Here is a 19,301-nt window from a genome sequence, read left to right on the forward strand (position 1 = left end):
ATGTGTCGTTGTGGGGTTATTTTCTGCCGTTGCGGTCTGGTGGTCGGTTGGTGGTGGCGACTGCTGATGGTCATCGGGATCCGGTGTATGTGGCGGAGACGATTGCTGCGGAGTCGGTGACGGTGACCGATTTCGTTCCGTCGATGTTGACGGTGTTCGCGGCGTATGCGCCGCCGGCGTCGGTGGTATCGCTTCGGCACGTGTTCGTGATCGGTGAGGCGTTGCCGGCCGAAACGGTGAACGATTTCCGGCGGATCAGTGCGGCGGGTGTGCACAATTTGTACGGTCCAACGGAAGCTGCTGTGTCGGTGACGTATTGGCAGGCGCCGGCGTCGGGTGTGGAGTTGTTGTCGGGGGTGCCGATCGGTGTGCCGGAGGCCAACGTGCAGGTCTACGTGTTGGACAGCCGGTTGCATCCGGTGCCGGTGGGTGTGCCGGGTGAGTTGTATCTGGCGGGTCCGCAGTTGGCGCGGGGGTATGTGTCACGTCCGGATTTGACGGTGGATCGTTTCGTGGCGGATCCGTTTGCGTCCTCGGTGGGGGAGCGGATGTATCGGACGGGTGATCTGGTGTTCTGGAACCCGGATGGTCAGTTGGGTTATATCGGCCGGACCGATTTTCAGGTGAAGTTCCGTGGCCAGCGCATCGAGTTGGGTGAGATCGAGAGTGCGTTGTTGCGGTCGGGGTCGGTGTCGCAGTCTGCGGCGGTGGTGGTGTCGACGGTGACCGGTGATCAGTTGGTGGGGTATGTCGTTGCTGCTCGGGGTGTGGTGGTCGATGTGGAGGGGTTGCGGGCCGAGGTTGCGGAGGTGGTGCCGTCGTACATGGTGCCGTCGGCGGTTGTTGTTCTCGATGCGTTTCCGTTGAATACCTCGGGCAAGCTCGACCGTAAGGCGTTGCCGGTGCCCACCTTCGAGGTGCGGGAGTTCCGTGCGCCGGTCACTCGCGCGGAGGAGGTTGTGGCGGGGGTGTTCGCGGAGGTGTTGGGGGTGGAGCGGGTCGGTCTCGATGACGATTTCTTCGCTCTGGGCGGCAACTCACTGATCGCCACCCAGATAGTGGCTCGATTGGGTTCCGAACTCAATTCACGAGTGCCACTTCGAGTGATCTTCGAGTCACCCACAGTGCAGGGCCTGGCCACTGCGGTGGAGGCGAACGATGTCGACGGCGGCATCCCGCCGCTCGTTGCGCGGCGTAGACCCGATCGAATCCCGTTGTCTCTTGCGCAACAACGCATGTGGTTCCTCAACCAGTTCGAGTCGGGCTCCGCTGTGGACAACATCCCGGTTGCGGTGAGACTGTCGGGGGCACTCGACACGAACGCCCTGTCCGCCGCCGTGCACGACCTCATCGCTCGGCACGAGGTACTGCGCACCATCTACCCATCGGTGGACGGGCAAGGCTCGCAAGTAATTCTGCCCGTGGAGAGCGTGACGCTCGATCTCACCCCGGAGACGGTGGCGGCAGCCGACATCCTTGCTCGTGCGGTCGAGGTGGTGTCGGTCGGGTTCGACGTCACTACGGAACTTCCGTTGTCGGCCAAGCTGTTCCGCGCCGCGGAGACCGAGCACGTTCTGGTGTTCGTCGTGCACCACATCTCTGCCGATGCCTTCTCGATGGCCCCGCTCACCCGCGATCTGATGATTGCGTACGCGGCTCGATCTCAGGGCGAGCTTCCCACATGGGAACCGCTGACCGTGCAGTACGCCGATTACACGCTGTGGCAGCGGGAGGTCCTCGGGTCCGAGGACGATCCTGCGTCGACGATCTCGACGCAGGAAGAATACTGGCAGCGCACACTGGCAGACCTGCCCGATCAGTTGGACCTTCCGACCGACCGGCCTCGGCCTTCGGTTGCCAGCAATCTCGGTGCGGCGCACAGGTTCACGGTGAGCTCCGAACTTCGGGCCGATCTCGACGCGATGGCACGGGATCACAGCACCACCGGATTCATGGTGGCGCACGCTGCGCTCGCGCTCCTGCTGGCTCGTCTGTCAGGAACCGACGATGTGGTCATCGGCACTCCCGTCGCCGGTCGCGGTGACGCAGCCCTGGACGACCTCATCGGAATGTTCGTCAACACCCTCGTCCTCCGCACTCGGGTCGATCGGCAGGCGACGTTCGAGGATCTTCTCTCGCACGTCAGGACCGTCGACATCGATGCGTTCGGGCATGCAGACATTCCGTTCGAGCGGCTCGTGGATGTTCTCGCGCCCACGCGATCGACTGCTCGACATCCCCTGTTCCAGGTCATGTTGTCGTTCCAGAACGCGACGGAGCAGACTCTCGAGCTTCCGGGCCTCACGGTTGCCGGACTCGATGTGGACGCTGCAGTGTCGAAATTCGACATGCAGGTCACGATCGGGGAATCCTCCGACGGCTGGGTGGTCGAAATCACCTATGCCACCGATCTTTTCGACGAGTCGTCGATCGTCGAATTCGCCACTCGATTCGAGGCCGTGCTGCAGGCGGTCTCCCAGGACACGACGGTCGCACTCGGCAGCGTGGAGCTGCTCGCCCCGGCCGAGCGGGCTCGCATCCTCACGTCGTGGAACGAGACCGCGCACGAGGTGGGTTCACGTCGTACTCTCGTGTCGTTGTTCGATGCACAGGTGGCACGTACCCCCACTGCGAGAGCGATCAAGTTCGAGTCGACCGCGCTCACCTACGGTGAGTTGGACGCCCGCGTCAATCGTCTTGCGCGACACCTGATCACGGTGGGCGCCGGACCGGAGGTCGTCGTCGGTCTCGCAGTCCGTCGATCGATCGACATGATGGTCGGCATGTATGCCGTCGTCAAGACCGGTGCGGCGTACCTTCCGATCGATCCGGATCAGCCGTCCGACCGAAACCACTTCATCCTCGAGGCGGCGCGCCCTGCGGCCGTTCTGACCTCGAGCACCGTGGCGTTCGACGCGGGAGCCGTCCCGACCATCGACATCGACGGAGTCGACCTGGCGGGATACGAGGACAGTCCGCTGGACGACGGCGATCGCCGTGCCCCGCTGCGTCCCGACAATGCGGCGTACGTCATCTTCACCTCGGGATCGACAGGTCGACCCAAGGGCGTGCACGTCGAGCATCGTGCGATCGTCAATCAGATTCTGTGGTTGACGGAAACCTACGGTCTCGGAGCGCAGGACATCGTTCTCCAGAAGACGCCGATAACCTTCGACGTGTCGTTGTGGGAACTGTTCGGCACGCTCGCCACCGGCGGCACTCTCGTCGTTGCAACCCCGGATGGGCATCGTGATCCGGCGTACCTGACCGACATCATCGAGCAGGAGAAGATCACCACCACCTCCTTCGTCCCGTCGATGCTGTCGGCCTTCACCTCGGTCGCCACTGCACAGAAATGTGCGTCTCTGCGCCTGGTCCAGGTTGCGGGTGAAGCCCTGCCCACTGCGACCGTGGACGCCTTCCGTGTGCTGGTAGACGCAGAGGTGCACAACCTCTACGGGCCGACCGAATTCGCGGTGCACGCCACGGCACGTAATGCAGTCGGTGCCTCGAGTGTGTCCGTTCCCATGGGACGGCCTGTCTGGAATACGTCTGCCTTCGTGTTGGATTCGACGCTCGGACCGGTGCCCGTCGGGGTTGCGGGCGAGCTCTACCTTGCCGGCGCGCAGCTTGCCCGCGGATACTTCGGACGTGCAGATCTGACCGCCGAGCGCTTCGTCGCAGATCCGTTCGGCGGGGTCGGCACGCGTCTGTATCGCACAGGCGACCTCGTCCGATGGACCGCTGACGGTGAGCTGGAATACATCGGGCGCACCGACTTCCAGGTCAAGTTGCGTGGGCTTCGTATCGAGCTCGGCGAGGTCGAGGCGGCGCTGTCACGCCTCGAGTCGGTGGCGCAATCGGTCGTCGTGGTGCACGCCGACAGGCTGGTCGCATACGTCGTCCCGACCTCCGGTCATGCCGTGGATTCGGAGACGATCGGGCAGGCCCTGTCCGGTGAACTGCCGGGCTACATGGTTCCCGCTACATACGTTCCGCTCGACGTTCTGCCGCTCAATTCCAGCGGCAAGCTCGACCGGCGAGCACTGCCCGAACCGGTGTTCGCGGTGCAGGCATTCCGTGCTCCCACCACTCCGGTGGAACAGATCGTGGCCGCCACATTCGCAGACCTCTTCGGACTCGATCGCGTCGGACTGGACGACGACTTCTTCGGTCTCGGCGGAAACTCCCTCAACGCGACGCAGATCGTGGCCCGTATCGGTGCCGCCCTCGATACCCGCATCGGTGTGCGCGAGCTGTTCGAGGCGCCGACGGTTGCAGCACTGGCCGCCCGAGTGGAGTCCTCCGTCGGTGCCGGAGGCCGCGAACCACTCGGCCCGCAGACGCGGCCGGACGTGGTGCCGCTGTCCCTGGCTCAGCAGAGAATGTGGTTCCTCAACCGCTTCGACACCGAGTCCGCGGTCAACAACATCCCGGTAGCGGTGCGTCTGACGGGTGAGGTGGATCTGACCGCGCTGCGTGATGCCATCGGTGACGTGTTCGAGCGGCACGAGTCGCTCAGAACGCTGTACCCCGAGACCGACGGTGTGGCCGCACAGGTGGTGCTGCCCGCTCGCGAGGTGACGCCGACCTTGGAGCCCGTGCACATCGACGCTGCCGACATCGTGGACCACGTCACGACTTTCGTCTCGCGTGGATTCGACGTCACGGCCGACGTTCCGCTGCGGGCAGTTCTGTTCCAGGTCGATCGAGACGACCACGTGCTGGTTTTCGTCGTCCACCACATCAGCGCCGACGGCTGGTCGGTCGGCCCGCTCACACGAGATACCATGCTGGCCTATGCATCTCGGCTCGGTGGGGAGTCTCCGAGTTGGGCACCGTTGCCGGTGCAGTACATCGACTACACGTTGTGGCAGCGACGCGTCCTCGGTTCCGAGGACGATCCGACCAGCGTCGTCGCGGCGCAATCTGCATACTGGACGAACGCTCTCGCCGGTCTACCGGACGAGATCAATCTGCCGACCGATCGGCCTCGCCCGTCCGTTCAGTCCTTCGCCGGCGGCGTCGTCGGCTTCCGGATATCGGCCGAGATGCATCGTGGCATCGACGAACTCGCGAGGCGGACCGGAACGACCACGTTCATGGTGGTCCACACCGTTCTGTCGGTGTTCCTCGCACGGATGTCCGGTAGCGACGACATCGCGATCGGCACACCGATCGCCGGGCGCGGTGAGGCGCAGCTGGACGACGTCATCGGCATGTTCGTCAACACGCTGGTCCTGCGCACCCGGGTCGACGGAAGCCTCGGCTTCGAATCTCTGCTGGCCGCCAACAAGAACACCGACCTGGAGGCGTTCGCGCACGCGGACGTTCCGTTCGAGAAGTTGGTCGATGTGATCAGCCCCGAGCGTTCGACGGCTCGGCACCCGCTGTTCCAGGTGGCATTGTCGTTCCAGAACCTGCCGGACGCAGATTTCGAGTTGCCCGGGCTGCGCGTGGCGGGCGTACCGATCGACGCGCCTACCGCCAAGTTCGATCTGTCGCTGACCCTGACCGAGCGCAGTGGCGGAGCTCTCGGCGGATTGGACGCCGAATTCTCTTACGCCACAGCTCTGTTCGACGAGTCGACCATCGAGTTGTACGTCGAGCGCTTCCTGCGGATTCTCGCGGCGGCACTCGAAACTCCGGAGAAGCCAGTCGGAGACCTCCCCATCGCGGCAGACGCCGAATTCGATCTGCTCACCCACGTCCACGGCGACGAGGTGATCGCGGGCGGGTCATTGGCCGAGATCTTCGCGGCCGGTGTCGCGGTCGACCCGCAGGCGACCGCCGTGCGGGTGGACGGCCGCTCGGTGTCGTATGCGGAGTTGGACGAGGCGTCGTCCAGGTTGGCGCGAGTGCTGATCGGGCGCGGTGTCGGACCCGACAGCGTTGTGGCAGTGGCGTTTCCGCGATCGTTCGAAATGGTCTCGGTGGTATGGGCGGTCGCCAAGGCAGGCGGTGCCCATCTGCCGGTAGATCCGTCGTATCCGATCGGCCGTGTCGAACACATGTTGTCGGACTCGGGTGCGGTGGTCGGTGTCACCGGTTCCGAACACGCCGACACGCTGCCCGCCGGGGCCGAGTGGTTGGTTCTCGACGACCGACAGGTGATCGAAGAACTCGCGGCGCAATCCGGCAGTGCTGTCTCGGACGCCGATCGACGCGGAACAGTCTCGATCGACTCCGCGGCGTACGTCATCTACACCTCCGGCTCGACAGGACTGCCCAAGGGTGTCACGGTCACTCACCGCGGACTGGGTGGTGTGCTCGATGCGGCAACCGATCTGTACCACCTCGACTCGACGAGCCGATTCCTGCACATCTGCTCGCCCAGCTTCGACCCGTCGGTGCTGGAATGGATGGCTGCGTTCTCGGTCGGCGCGTGCCTGGTGATCGTGCCGTCCACCGTGATCGGCGGTCCCGATCTGGCCGAGCTGATGAAGGTCGAACGCGTCACCCACACGATCATCACCCCCGCGGTTCTGGGAACGGTGGATCCGACGGGACTCGACGACCTTCGGGTCGTCTCCGTCGGCGGCGACGTGACCACACCGGAGCTGTTGGCCAAGTGGGCACCGGGGCGCAAGTACTTCAACGGCTACGGCCCAACCGAGACGACGATCATCTCGTCGTTCGCTCGTCTCGAACCGGGTGCCGGAGTGTCGATCGGTCGACCGATTCACGGAATGTCGGCGCTGGTGCTCGATGCTCGGCTGCATCCGGTTCCGGTGGGCGTGGCAGGTGAGCTGTATCTGGCCGGCGGCGCTCTGGCTCGTGGATACCACGAGCGGCCGGCGCTCACTGCCGAGCGGTTCGTCGCCAACCCTCATGCATCGGATTCCGGAGCCGGTGCCCTGATGTACCGCACCGGCGATGTCGTGGCGTGGTCCGGTTCGGCGGAGTCACCGCGGGACCTCGAACTCGTGTTCGTGGGACGTTCGGACTTCCAGGTGAAGGTCCGTGGATTCCGCATCGAACTCGGTGAGATCGATGCGGTGCTGGAGTCGCACCCGTCGGTCGGATTCGCGGTCACGGTCGGTCGAAACCTCGACAGCGGCGCGACGGTGCTGGTGTCCTACGTGGTCCCGTCGCCTGGTGCCACCGTGAACACGGCCGCGCTGATCGAGCACACGTCTCGGACCCTGCCCGCCCACATGGTGCCGTCGACGGTCGTCGTGCTCGACGAAGTCCCGCTGACGCCGGTCGGAAAGCTCGACCGAGCAGCCCTGCCGGAGCCCGTGATCGAGGAATCCGAGTTCCGTGCCGCCCGCACGGACGTGGAGAAGGTCATTGCCGAAGTGTTCGCCGACGTACTGCGGCTGGACCGGGTCAGTGCCGACGCTTCCTTCTTCGCGCTCGGCGGCGACAGCATCGTGTCGATTCAGTTGGTGTCGAGGGCGAAGGCCCGCGGCGTCGTCTTCTCGCCCCGCGACGTCTTCGAGCGAAAGTCCGTGGCCGGGCTGGCGGAAGTGGCCACCGTCGCCGGTGACGCAGACATCGCTGTACTCGAAGAACTGCCCGGCGGTGGAGTCGGACCGATCGACACGACGCCGATCCTGGCATCGATATTCGATGCTCCCGGTGGATACGAGCGTTTCTCCCAGTCGGTAGCGGTGTCGCTACCGCTGAACATCACCCTCGAAGAACTGGTGACGACGTTGTCGGCGGTGATCGATTACCACGACGTGCTGCGATCGATCGTCGACGAGGATGACCAGCAGGGCAGGCGATTCCGCGTGCGGGAGCCCGGCTCTGTCGAGGTGGCGTCGCTGATCGAGCGGGTTTCGGTACCGGAGACCATTTCCGATGCCGATCTCACCGAGGTGGCGTCGCGAGAGCTGGATTCGGCCATGGGCCGGTTGTCGCCGACCCGCGGAGCCATGCTGTCGTTCGTCTGGTACGACTTCGCCGCAGAAGGCGAAGCGGAGCCTCGAAACGGAATTCTCCAGATCGTTGCGCACCACTTCGTCGTCGACGGCGTCTCCTGGCGAATTCTGTTGCCGGACTTCGCTGTTGCGTGGGCACAGTTCTCCGCCGGGCAAGACTTCTCGTTCGAGCCGGTCGGCACGTCCATGCGTCGTTGGGCACGTGCGCTCACCGACGAAGCGCGTAGCGACTCGAGAACGGGTGAAGTCGGACGGTGGCTCGACATCCTGTCCGAGCCCGAACCTGCCATCGCTTCGCGCGCATTCGACCCCATGGTCGACGTGGCCTCGACTGTCGACAGTGTCGACATCGAAATGTCTGCGCAGGTGACGGACTCGATGTTGACCGCAGTTCCGACGCTGTTCCGCGGCGGTGTGAACGACGGACTGCTGGCCGCTCTTGCCCTCGCTCTCTCGACCTGGCGGGCCGAGAAAGGCAACCCGTCGTCGAGGTCGCTCGTTCGGCTCGAAGGTCACGGTCGTGAGGAATCGATCGTGTCCGGTGCCGACCTGTCTCGAACGGTCGGCTGGTTCACCACCGCGTTCCCGGTTGCTCTCGACGTGACCGGCATCGACGTCGCCGACGCCATGGCCGGCGGTTCTGCTGTCGGTCGCGCGATCAAGACCGTCAAGGAGCAACTGCTGGCGATTCCCGACAAGGGAATCGGCTACGGTCTGCTGCGCTATCTGAATCCGGAGACGGCCGAGACGCTCGCTGCCGCGCCTGCGGCCCCGCAGATCGGCTTCAACTACCTCGGCCGCGTGGACGCTGGATCGTCCGGGACGGACGGCGAAACCTACGGCTGGCTACCGACGGGAGCGCTCGGAGACGCTCACGCCCATCAGGGCGAGGACATGCCGGCCAACGCGACGATCGACATCAACACGATCGTCAGCGACGCTGTCGACGGTGCACGGCTGCGAGGAAGTTTCACGTTCCCGACCGGTCTCATGAATCGCGCCGACGTGGAAAGACTTGCGGAACTGTGGGTCTCGGCCGCAGAGGCAATATCTGCATTCGTCGGATCCGCCGACGTGGGCGGGTTGACGCCGTCGGATCTACCGCTCGTCTCGCTCGCACAGAGCGATATCGAGTCGTGGGAGTCTCGGTACGGCGCGGTGGCCGATATCTGGTCGCTGGCACCACTGCAGTCGGGTCTGCTCTTTCACACCATGCTCGCCGAGCACTCGCTGGACGTCTACACGATGCAGGTCGTGCTCAACCTGGCCGGTGCTGTCGACACCGAACGTCTGCGCGGGGCTGCGGCAGCGCTGTTGGACCGATACGAGAACCTGCGGACGGCCTTCGTTCAGAACGACGACGGAACGTCCGTGCAGCTGGTTCTCGACGACGTGGACGTCCCGTGGAGCGAGATCGACATCCGTGATACGCCTCCCGCAGAACGCGTGGCTGCCCTCGCGCGGATACGCAGCGACGAGCAGGCGCGTCACTTCGATGTGACGGCACCACCACTGGTTCGGTTCCTGCTGGTTCGGCTGGCGGACGACGAGTATTCGTTGGTGCTGACCAATCACCACTTGGTCGTCGACGGCTGGTCGATGCCGCTGCTGATGAAGGACCTGCTGTTCCTGTACGCAGTGCACGGGGACCAGCAGCATCTGCCCCGAGTGCGGTCGTATCGGTCGTTCCTGGCGTGGTTGGCCGCACAGGACGTGGAGGCCTCGCGTCGGGTGTGGGCGGGGGCTCTCGAAGGACTGGGCGAGCCGACCCTGCTGGCACCGTCCGAACCCGGACGTGAGATTTCGGCGAAAGCCGGCCGTGTGAGCGTCGTCGTCGACGAGTCGACGACGACGGCATTGGTCGCACTCGGTGCAAAAGTGGGCGTCACGGTCAACACTTTCGTTCAAGCCGCATGGGGACTCCTGTTGGCTCGCATGACATCTCGAAACGACATTGTGTTCGGAGCGACGGTGTCCGGGCGTCCGGCAGATCTCACCGGTGTCGAGTCGATGGTCGGGCTGTTCATCAACACGCTGCCCGTGCGGGTTCGGTTCGAGCCCGGCGAGTCCATCGAAACAGTGCTCTCGCGACTGCAGGCCGAACAGGCGGACCTGCTGGCGCACCACTACCTCGGCCTGGCCGAGATCCAGCGCATCGCCGGTTCCGGGGAGCTGTTCGACACGTTGACGGTGTTCGAGTCGTACCCCGTCGACGAGGCCGGTCTGACCGAGCAGGCGTCGTCGATCGACGACATGTCGGTGACCGGTGTGGAGGTCGAGGATGCGACGCATTATCCGTTGACCGTCATGATCGTCGCCGACTCCCGAATCCACCTGACGCTGAAGTATCTGACGGACCTGTTCGACTCGGCCGTCGTCGACGCCTTGGCCGTTCGCCTGACTACGATTCTCGAATCCTTCGTCGCCGACCCGGCATCGGCGGTCGGGGACATCGAGCTATTGGACTCGGTCGAGCGTCGACGGGTTCTGGTCGAATGGAACGACACCGCGCACGAGATCGACACCGCCACAACACTGGTCGACTTGTTCGCCGATCAGGTTCGCCGCACACCCGATCGTCGAGCCCTGGTGTTCGGCGGCGAGGAACTCACGTACGCACAGTTCTCCGATCGGGTCGATCGCGTGGCCCACGAGTTGCGGCGACACGGCGTGCGATCCGGTACGTACGTGGCTATCGCCATGCGGCGCTCGATCGAGATGATGGTGGGCATCTACGCCGTCCAGGCGGCAGGCGCAGCGTACGTCCCGGTCGATCCGGAGCAGCCGGCCGAGCGTGTCGAGTACATTCTCGACACCGCCGATCCGGTGCTCGTATTGGTCGACGAACGCGACGAGACCGTCGTCCCTGGAACCGTTCCCGTGCTGGACATCGGCGCGGCGGGGAACTCCGAGCGCGCGAGCGAACCGATCGTCCGGGCCGCCGCACGCCCGAGCGACACCGCCTACGTGATCTTCACTTCGGGCTCCACCGGCCGGCCGAAGGGCGTCGGTGTGCCGCATTCGGCAATCGTCAACCGGTTGCTCTGGATGCAGGGGCAGTACGAGCTGGACGAATCCGACGTCGTCCTGCAGAAGACTCCGATCACGTTCGACGTGTCGGTGTGGGAATTGTTCTGGCCTTTGCAGATCGGTGCCACACTCGTCGTCGCCAAGCCCGACGGGCATCGCGACCCCGGCTATCTCGTCGACGTCATGACCGAGCATCGAGTGACCACTGCACACTTCGTGCCTTCGCTGCTGTCGGTCTTCGCGGAGTTCGATCGAGTGTCGTCCGTGGAATCGCTCTCTCGGATCTTCGCATCGGGTGAGGCCCTGCCCGTCTCTGTGGCGCGCCGAGTGAAAGCGGCGCTGCCGCAGGTGGCCGTCCACAACCTCTATGGACCGACCGAAGCCGCAGTGGATGTGACGTTCCACGAATTCGACGCAGACGACGTCCGTACCGTGCCGATCGGTGCCCCGGTGTGGAACACAGCTCTGCGAGTGCTCGACGGCCGCCTCCGGCCGGTGCCGGCCGGAGTGCCGGGCGAGCTGTACCTGGCAGGCGTCCAGTTGGCGCACGGCTACGTCGGCCGAAGCGATCTCACTTCCGACCGCTTCGTCGCCGACCCGTACGGCGCGGCAGGAACTCGCATGTATCGGACCGGCGACCTGGTGCGCTGGACCGGTGCCGGCGAACTGGACTACATCGGACGTACCGACTTCCAGGTCAAGCTGCGTGGATTGCGAATCGAGTTGGGCGAGATCGAAGCCGCCCTTCTCTCGGACGCTTCCGTGTCGTCCGCTGTGGTTCTGGTGCGCAACGACATCGGTGCCGGAGAGATGCTCGTCGCCTACGTCGTGGCGTCCGCGGACTCGACGATCGACGTCGACACCCTCAAGGTCTCGGTTGCTCGGCACGTGCCCGAATACATGGTCCCGGCCGTCGTGGTGGTCCTGTCCGAGTTCCCGCTCGGACCGAGCGGAAAGCTGGATCGTCGCGCGCTGCCCACTCCGGTGATGAGTGTGGACACCGAGTTCCGCGGTGCCCGAACCGAAATGGAGCGAATCATCGCCGAGATCTTCGCCGAGGTGCTCGGCGTCGACACAGTCGGCATCGACGACTCGTTCTTCGCGCTCGGCGGCGACAGTATCGTCTCGATCCAGTTGGTCTCGCGCGCCAAGACCCGTGGCGTTCGTTTCACACCTCGTGAGGTGTTCGAGCGCAAGACGGTTGCCGGACTCGCCGAGGTCGCAGTTCTCGGTGAGGGCGCGTTCGGTGCGACGCTGGCCGAACTCGAGGGCGGCGGAATCGGATGGATGCCGCTGACGCCGTTCGGGCGGATGCTCGTCGAACGCGGTGGTGGTTACTCGCGATTCGTGCAGACCCTCACCCTCGAGCTTCCGTCGGGTATCGACCGAGCGGGAATCGTCGCCACGATTGCCGCCGTCACCGATCGTCACGACGTACTGCGCTCGACTCTGGTCGTGGACTCGGACTCGGACTCGGACGTGACCGAGCCCGGACTGGTGGTCGGTGCGCCGGGAAGCGTTGACGTCGACGCCCTGATCCACCGAGTGGTAGTCGAACCGGACGCGACCGACGAGCTCGTGACTCGACTGGCCTCTGCCGAGCTCGACTCGGCGATGGGGCTTCTGGACCCGCAAGCCGGTGTCATGACCGAGTACGTCTGGGTCGATTTCGGTGCCACCCGTAGCGGTCGCCTTCTCGTTGTCGCGCACCACCTCGTGGTCGACGGTGTGTCGTGGCGAATCCTGGTGCCGGACTTCGTGACGGCGTGGGCGCAGATTTCCAGCGGTGCTCCTGCTGAACTTGCACCGGTCGGGACCTCTATGCGCAGGTGGACGCACGCGTTGGCCGTGGACGTGCTCGCATCGGCGAAGTCCGACGAGATCGACTACTGGACAGAGGTTCTGGACGGTGAAGATCCGACACTCGGACTCCGACCGTTCGATGCGTCGATCGACGTCGTTCCGACGGTGGATCGCGTGCGAGTCGAATTGTCGGCCGCAGACACGGCCACTCTGACGACGACGTTGCCGGAGATCTTCCGGGCCGGCGTGAACGACGGGCTGCTGGCGGCGCTCGCACTGGCGGTGTCGCGCTGGCGCCGTGAACGCGATGTCGACAGTGCAACGACACTCGTCCAACTCGAGGGCCACGGCCGCGAGGAAGAGCTGGTGCCCGGCGCGGATCTGACCCGCACCGTCGGCTGGTTCACCAGCATCTATCCCGTGCGTCTCGATGTCTCCGACATAGATCTCGACGCCGCGTTCCAGGGTGGCGTGGCCGCCGGATCGGCGGTCAAGGCCGTCAAGGAACAGCTGCTCGGTGTGCCGTCGCACGGATTGGGTTACGGGCTTCTTCGGTACTACGACGACGACACCGCCGAGTTCTCCCGATTCGAGACCGGACAGATCAGCTTCAATTATCTCGGGCGTGTGTCCGTCGGCGACGTGCCGGACGCGGCAGCCGGTCTCGGGTGGTTGCCGGCGGGCGATCTCGGTGACGTGGATGCACCGGGTGATGCCGACATGCCGGCGAACAAGACGATCGACATCAATGCGATCGTTCTCGACACCGACGACGGCCCGGCGCTGAGCGCAACCTTCGCCTTCCCCCGTGGCGCGATCGACAGCGCGTCCGTCGAGCACCTAGGCGGATTGTGGATCTCGGCGCTGGCATCCGTCGCCGAGCACACCCGCAGCGTGGGTGCCGGTGGCCTGACTCCGTCGGACGTGCCACTGGTCTCGGTCGGGCAGAGCGACATCGAACGTTGGGAGAGGGACTTCGACACGGTTGCAGACATCTGGTCGCTGGCACCGCTCCAGCAGGGGCTTCTGTTCCACGCGTTGCTGGCCGGCTCATCGGTCGACGTCTACACGATGCAGGTCGCGCTGACGTTGACGGGAGAGGTCGATGCCGCCCGCCTTCGCTCGGCGGGAGAGTCGCTGCTGGCGCGATACGACAATCTGCGTACCGCGTTCGTCACCGCGGACGACGGTTCGTCGGTGCAACTGGTCCTCGACCACGTTTCGCTGCCCTGGCGAGAGCTCGATCTCACGTCCCTGCCGGAGCATGATCGGGCACAGGCACTCGCCGATGCTCGCGCCGAGGAGCAGGCTCGACAGTTCGATCTGGCCGCGCCGCCGCTGCTGAGGTTCCTCCTCGTACGTGTCCAGCCGGACCGGTACCAACTGGTATTGACCAACCACCATCTTCTGCTCGATGGTTGGTCTCTGCCGCTGCTGATGAAGGACATGCTGGTTCTCTACGCTGTACGCGGCGATCGTTCCGTGTTGCCGCGCGTGGCGTCGTACCGGCACTTCCTGACGTGGCTCGCCGCGCAGGACGTGACGCGTTCGTACGCGGCCTGGGCGGACGCACTGGCAGGAGTCGAGGAGCCCACGATTCTGGCATCGGCCGAGCCGGGTCGCGAGATCTCGGCGCGATCGGCGAAATCGGTAGCGGTGCTCGACGAGTCCCGAACGAGGGATCTGACAGCGTTGGGTGCACGACTGGGCGTGACGCTGAACACGATCGTGCAATCGGCATGGGGATTGCTGCTGGCGCGCACTCTCGGCCGCAGCGATGTGATGTTCGGCGCCACGGTGTCGGGCCGCCCGGCCGATCTCGCCGGCGTCGAATCGATGGTGGGACTGTTCATCAACACCATTCCCGTGCGGATCGAGATGAACACGCGAGAGTCGGTGCAGCAGTTCCTGACTCGGGTGCAGGGCGAGCAGGCCGATCTGCTGGACCATCACCATGTCGGACTGGCGCCCATCCAGCAGGCAGTGGGACTGGGAGCACTGTTCGACACCCTGACGGTGTTCGAGTCGTATCCGGTGGACGAAGCCGGACTCGCTGCTCAGGCGTCGGCAATCGACGGCATGACCGTGGCGGGGGTGGAGTCGAACGACAACACTCACTATCCGTTGACGCTGCTGATCGTTGCCGACGCCACGATCACGTTGACGGTCCGCTACTTCGAGGACCTGTTCGGAAGCAAGCAGATCGAGACGATGCTCGCGCGTCTGGGTCGCATACTCGATTCGTTCGTGGCTGCTCCGGAGCTGTCGGTGGACGACGTGTCGCTGCTCGACGAGACCGAACGATCCATGGTGCTCCACGACTGGAACACGCCCGGCGTACGCGTCGACACCTCGGCCACCTTGGCCGACATGTTCGCCGACAGCGCATTGCAGTACCCCGACTCGATCGCGGTGACCGCGGGAGACGAGTCGCTGACGTACGGCGAATTGGAGGCGCGAGCGAATCAGCTTGCGCGCGTGCTTATCTCGGCAGGCGCGCGCCCTGAGTCCCTCGTCGCAGTGGCTCTGCCGCGCACGGCCGATCTGGTGATCGCGCTACTGGCGGTGGTGAAGTCGGGGGCCGGCTACCTGCCTGTGGACGTCTCGTACCCGGCCGATCGCGTTCGGTTCATGCTCGACGACGCCAGGCCGGTGGTGGTGCTGACCGATGACGCCAGCGCCCCCGCCGTGGTAGCGCCGTGGGCTCGGACAGTGCTGATCGGCGACGACGTCACCGATGCGCAGTCGAGTGCCGCAGTGTCGGACGCCGATCGAATCACACCGCTTCGGCAGACAGACCTGGCATACGTCATCTACACCTCGGGATCGACCGGAACTCCCAAGGGAGTGGTTGTCGATCACCGAAACGTTCTCGAATTGTTCGCCAACGCGGAACCGAAGTTCGGCTTCGGTCCCACCGACGTGTGGACGATGTTCCACTCCTACGCTTTCGATTTCTCGGTGTGGGAGCTGTGGGGACCGCTGCTGTACGGCGGACGCCTCGTCGTGGTCGACTACCTGACCTCGCGGTCACCGGAGTCGTTCGTCGAACTCGTTGCTGCGGAAGGGGTGACGGTTCTCGATCAGACACCGTCTGCGTTCTATCAATTCGCCGAGGCGGACAGGGTGCGCGTCGACGCGGGAGCAACGCCCCTGTCTTCGCTCCGCTACGTGATCTTCGGTGGCGAAGCCCTCGACCTGGGTCAGCTCAGCAGGTGGTACGCCCGTTACGACGAGCAGGCACCGCGCCTGGTGAACATGTACGGCATCACCGAGACCACGGTGCACGTGTCGTTCCTGGAACTCGATGCGGCCATGGCACACCGAGGGGCGGCGTCGGCAATCGGTCGTGCGTTGCCGGGTTTGGCCGTCTACGTGCTCGACGCGCGTCTGCAGCCGGTACCGGTCGGTATCGCCGGAGAGGTCTACGTCTCCGGGAACCAGCTTTCCCGGGGATACCTCGAACGCCCCGATCTGACGGTCGCGAGGTTCGTCGCCGATCCGTTCGGTACGCCGGGCGCACGCCTGTATCGCACCGGCGACACCGCACGATGGAACGCGGACGGCATCCTCGAATACGCGGGCCGGAGCGATTCGCAAATCCAGCTGCGAGGTTTCCGCGTCGAACTGGGTGAGATCGAATCTGCACTGCTGCGATTCGACGGTGTGGCGTCGTCCGTCGCGCTGGTGCGTCACAGCGAGGACTTCGGAGATCGACTCGTCGGTTACGTCGTGCCCGAATCCGGTGCCAGCGTGGACGTTGCCGAACTGTCGGAGTTCGTCGGAGGCTTTCTGACCGGGTACATGGTGCCCGACGCGATCATCGTCGTCGACGCTCTGCCGCTGACACCCAACGGTAAGTTGGACCGTCGATCCCTGCCGGATCCGGTGTTCGCGACGGCCGAATACCGGGAACCCGTAACGGAATTCGAGATCGCTGTCGCCGAGGTGTTCGGTGACGTGCTGGGCGTCGAGCGGGTCGGACTGGACGACGACTTCTTCGCACTCGGGGGCAATTCGCTCATCGCGACCAGGGTCGTCGCACGAGTGGGAGCCCTCGTGGACACCCGAGTGGGTGTGCGGGACCTGTTCGAGGCGTCGAGCGTCGAGGCGTTGGCGGCTCGAATCGGCTCGGCCACCGGCCGAGGTCGGCACATCCCGCTGGTGGCAGCGGATCGACCGGACCGCATTCCGCTCTCGCTTGCGCAGCAACGGATGTGGGTGCTCAACCAACTCGATCCGAACTCGGCGAGCTACAACATCCCACTGGTCATCCGACTGACCGGAACACTCGACGTCGAGGCACTGAGTGCAGCGGTGTTCGATGTACTCCAGCGGCACGAGTCGTTGCGGACGTTCTACCCGGCCGACGACGAAGGGCCGACTCAGCACATCGTCGCCGCAACCGACGTCGCGTTCGATCTGACACCGGTCACACATGACGACGCCGAGCGCTCGCATGCGGCCATCCTCGAGATGGTCGGACGCGGATTCGATGTCTCCGAGTCCGTTCCGGTCCGGATCGGTCTGTACGAGGTGGGTCGAGCCGATCACGTGCTGGCGCTCGTCGTGCACCACATCTCCGCCGACGGTGCTTCGGTGGCGCCGCTGGCTCGCGACCTGGTGTCGGCCTATGTGGCCAGGACAGGCAACGAAGCACCGAACTGGGCACCACTCGAGGTTCAGTACGCGGACTTCGCGCTGTGGCAGCGCAGGGTCTTGGGCGACGAGGAGGACTCGCAGTCGGCGGCCGCCGCACAACTGCAGTTCTGGACCTCGGAGTTGGCCGGTGTTTCGACCGGGGTCGAGTTGCCGACCGATCGGCCGCGTCCGGCGACCGCGTCGATGCGGGGTCGGTCGGTGTACTTCGAACTCGATCCGCAACTGCACGAGCAGCTCGAAGCTCTTGCGAGAGAGCGCAAGATGTCGTTGTTCATGGTCATCCACGCAGGCCTGGCCGTACTGCTCGCTCGGCTGAGCGGTGGTACCGACATCGCGGTCGGTACCCCGGTTGCTGGTCGTGGTGAACGCGAACTCGACGATATCGTCGGAATGTTCGTCAACACTCTTGCCCTGCGAACGCAGGTGGATCCGGGAATGTCGTTCTCGGCCTTGCTCGATGTCACACGCGATGCCGATCTCCGTGCGTTCGCGCATGCGGACCTACCGTTCGAGCGCGTGGTCGACGCGGTGGCACCGGTACGAACTCCGGGGCGACATCCGATCTTTCAGGTTGCGCTGTCGCTGCAGAACTTCGAGAAGCCGCGATTGGAGCTACCCGGCCTCACTGTCGAGGCAGCGGACTCGGGTGATCTGGCCGCGAAGTTCGACCTGCAGGTGACACTAGAGCCGACCCGTCACGACGACGGATCGTTCGGCAGCTTGGGCGGGTCGATGCTCTTCGCTGTCGATCTCTTCGACGAGGCCACTGTTCGCGCGTACGCCGATCGACTCGACATGATCCTGCGGGCAGTGGTGGCGTCGCCGGACACTGCCGTCGAGGCGATCGACATCCGATCGGACGAGGAGCGCAAGCGCGGGCCGGGTGTCGCCGCTGTGGCCGCCGAATCCGGAACCACGACAACCGCTGATCGGACGCTGCCGCAGATACTTCGCGCGGTGGTCGATGCCGATCCGCAGGCTCCTGCGGTTGTCACCGCCGAGGGGGAGACGACCTACGAGGACGTGGAGCGTTCGGCGTCGCAGCTCGCGCGTGTTCTCACCGGCGAGGGAGTCGGCCCGGGAGACCTGGTGGCGATTGCCGTTCCGCGATCGCGGCTGCTGGTCGAGGCGATGTGGGCCGTCCTGTCGGCTGGTGCCGCCATGGTGCTGGTGGATCCGCAGCGAGCCACGAGCGATGAAACGTTCGATGCCACGCATCCGGCACTGTTGCTGACCACGCAGGAGTTCTCGGCCGCAGCACCGTCGGGTGCGGCTGCACCGACCGTGGTGGTGCTCGACGCCCCGGACACCGTCGCGAGAGTTGCGGCGCTGTCCAATCGGCCGGTCCCGTATTCGGAGCGCACCCGTCTGCTCCATGCCGACGATCCCGCTCTGCGGGTGTCGGAGTCCGGGGACGTGGTGACCTCGCATCGAGCCGTTGTTGCCGAGTTGGCCGAGCAGCGGGATCGCTACGAGATGACGTACGAGTCGCGGGTGCTCGTATCGCAGGGATCGGAATTCGCCTGGGTCGCATGGGAAATTCTGATGACGTTGTCTTCCGGTGCCGCGGCGGTACTGACCGATGTGGGCAACGACGCGGATGCGGTGACCGATCTGATGGCCGAGGAGTGGATCACTCACGCGTTCCTCGATGCCGAGTTGTCGACGTCGGTCGATCTGGCGGCAGCGGAGGACCTGGAAGTGGTGGTCGTGACCGACAGATCCGACGTCGTCACCGACGCGGACTCGGCGACCGTGCGCATCGTTCCGGGAGGCGGATCGTTGCCACGGTGACCGGGTTCGACCGGCGGCAGCACACCGCCGCTGGGCTGGCTACGGGGCGGGCGGGGAGTATCGGCAATTGCGACCGAGCGTCCCGGTAGCCTGGCCGTGTGAGTAAAGCGGCTACCGACCACG

Annotated in this window: 1 protein-coding gene; it reads left to right on the forward strand. The window is 65.0% G+C overall.

The annotated features are described in order from the left end of the window. On the forward strand, nucleotides 1-19,178 hold a 19,178-nt coding region (locus CH275_RS27935; RefSeq protein ID WP_094681413.1), incomplete at its 5' end, for a non-ribosomal peptide synthetase. Nucleotides 19,179-19,301 lie beyond the last annotated feature (123 nt).

It is taken from the genome of Rhodococcus sp. 06-235-1A (genome assembly GCF_002258785.1).
Classification (GTDB): Bacteria; Actinomycetota; Actinomycetes; order Mycobacteriales; family Mycobacteriaceae; genus Rhodococcoides.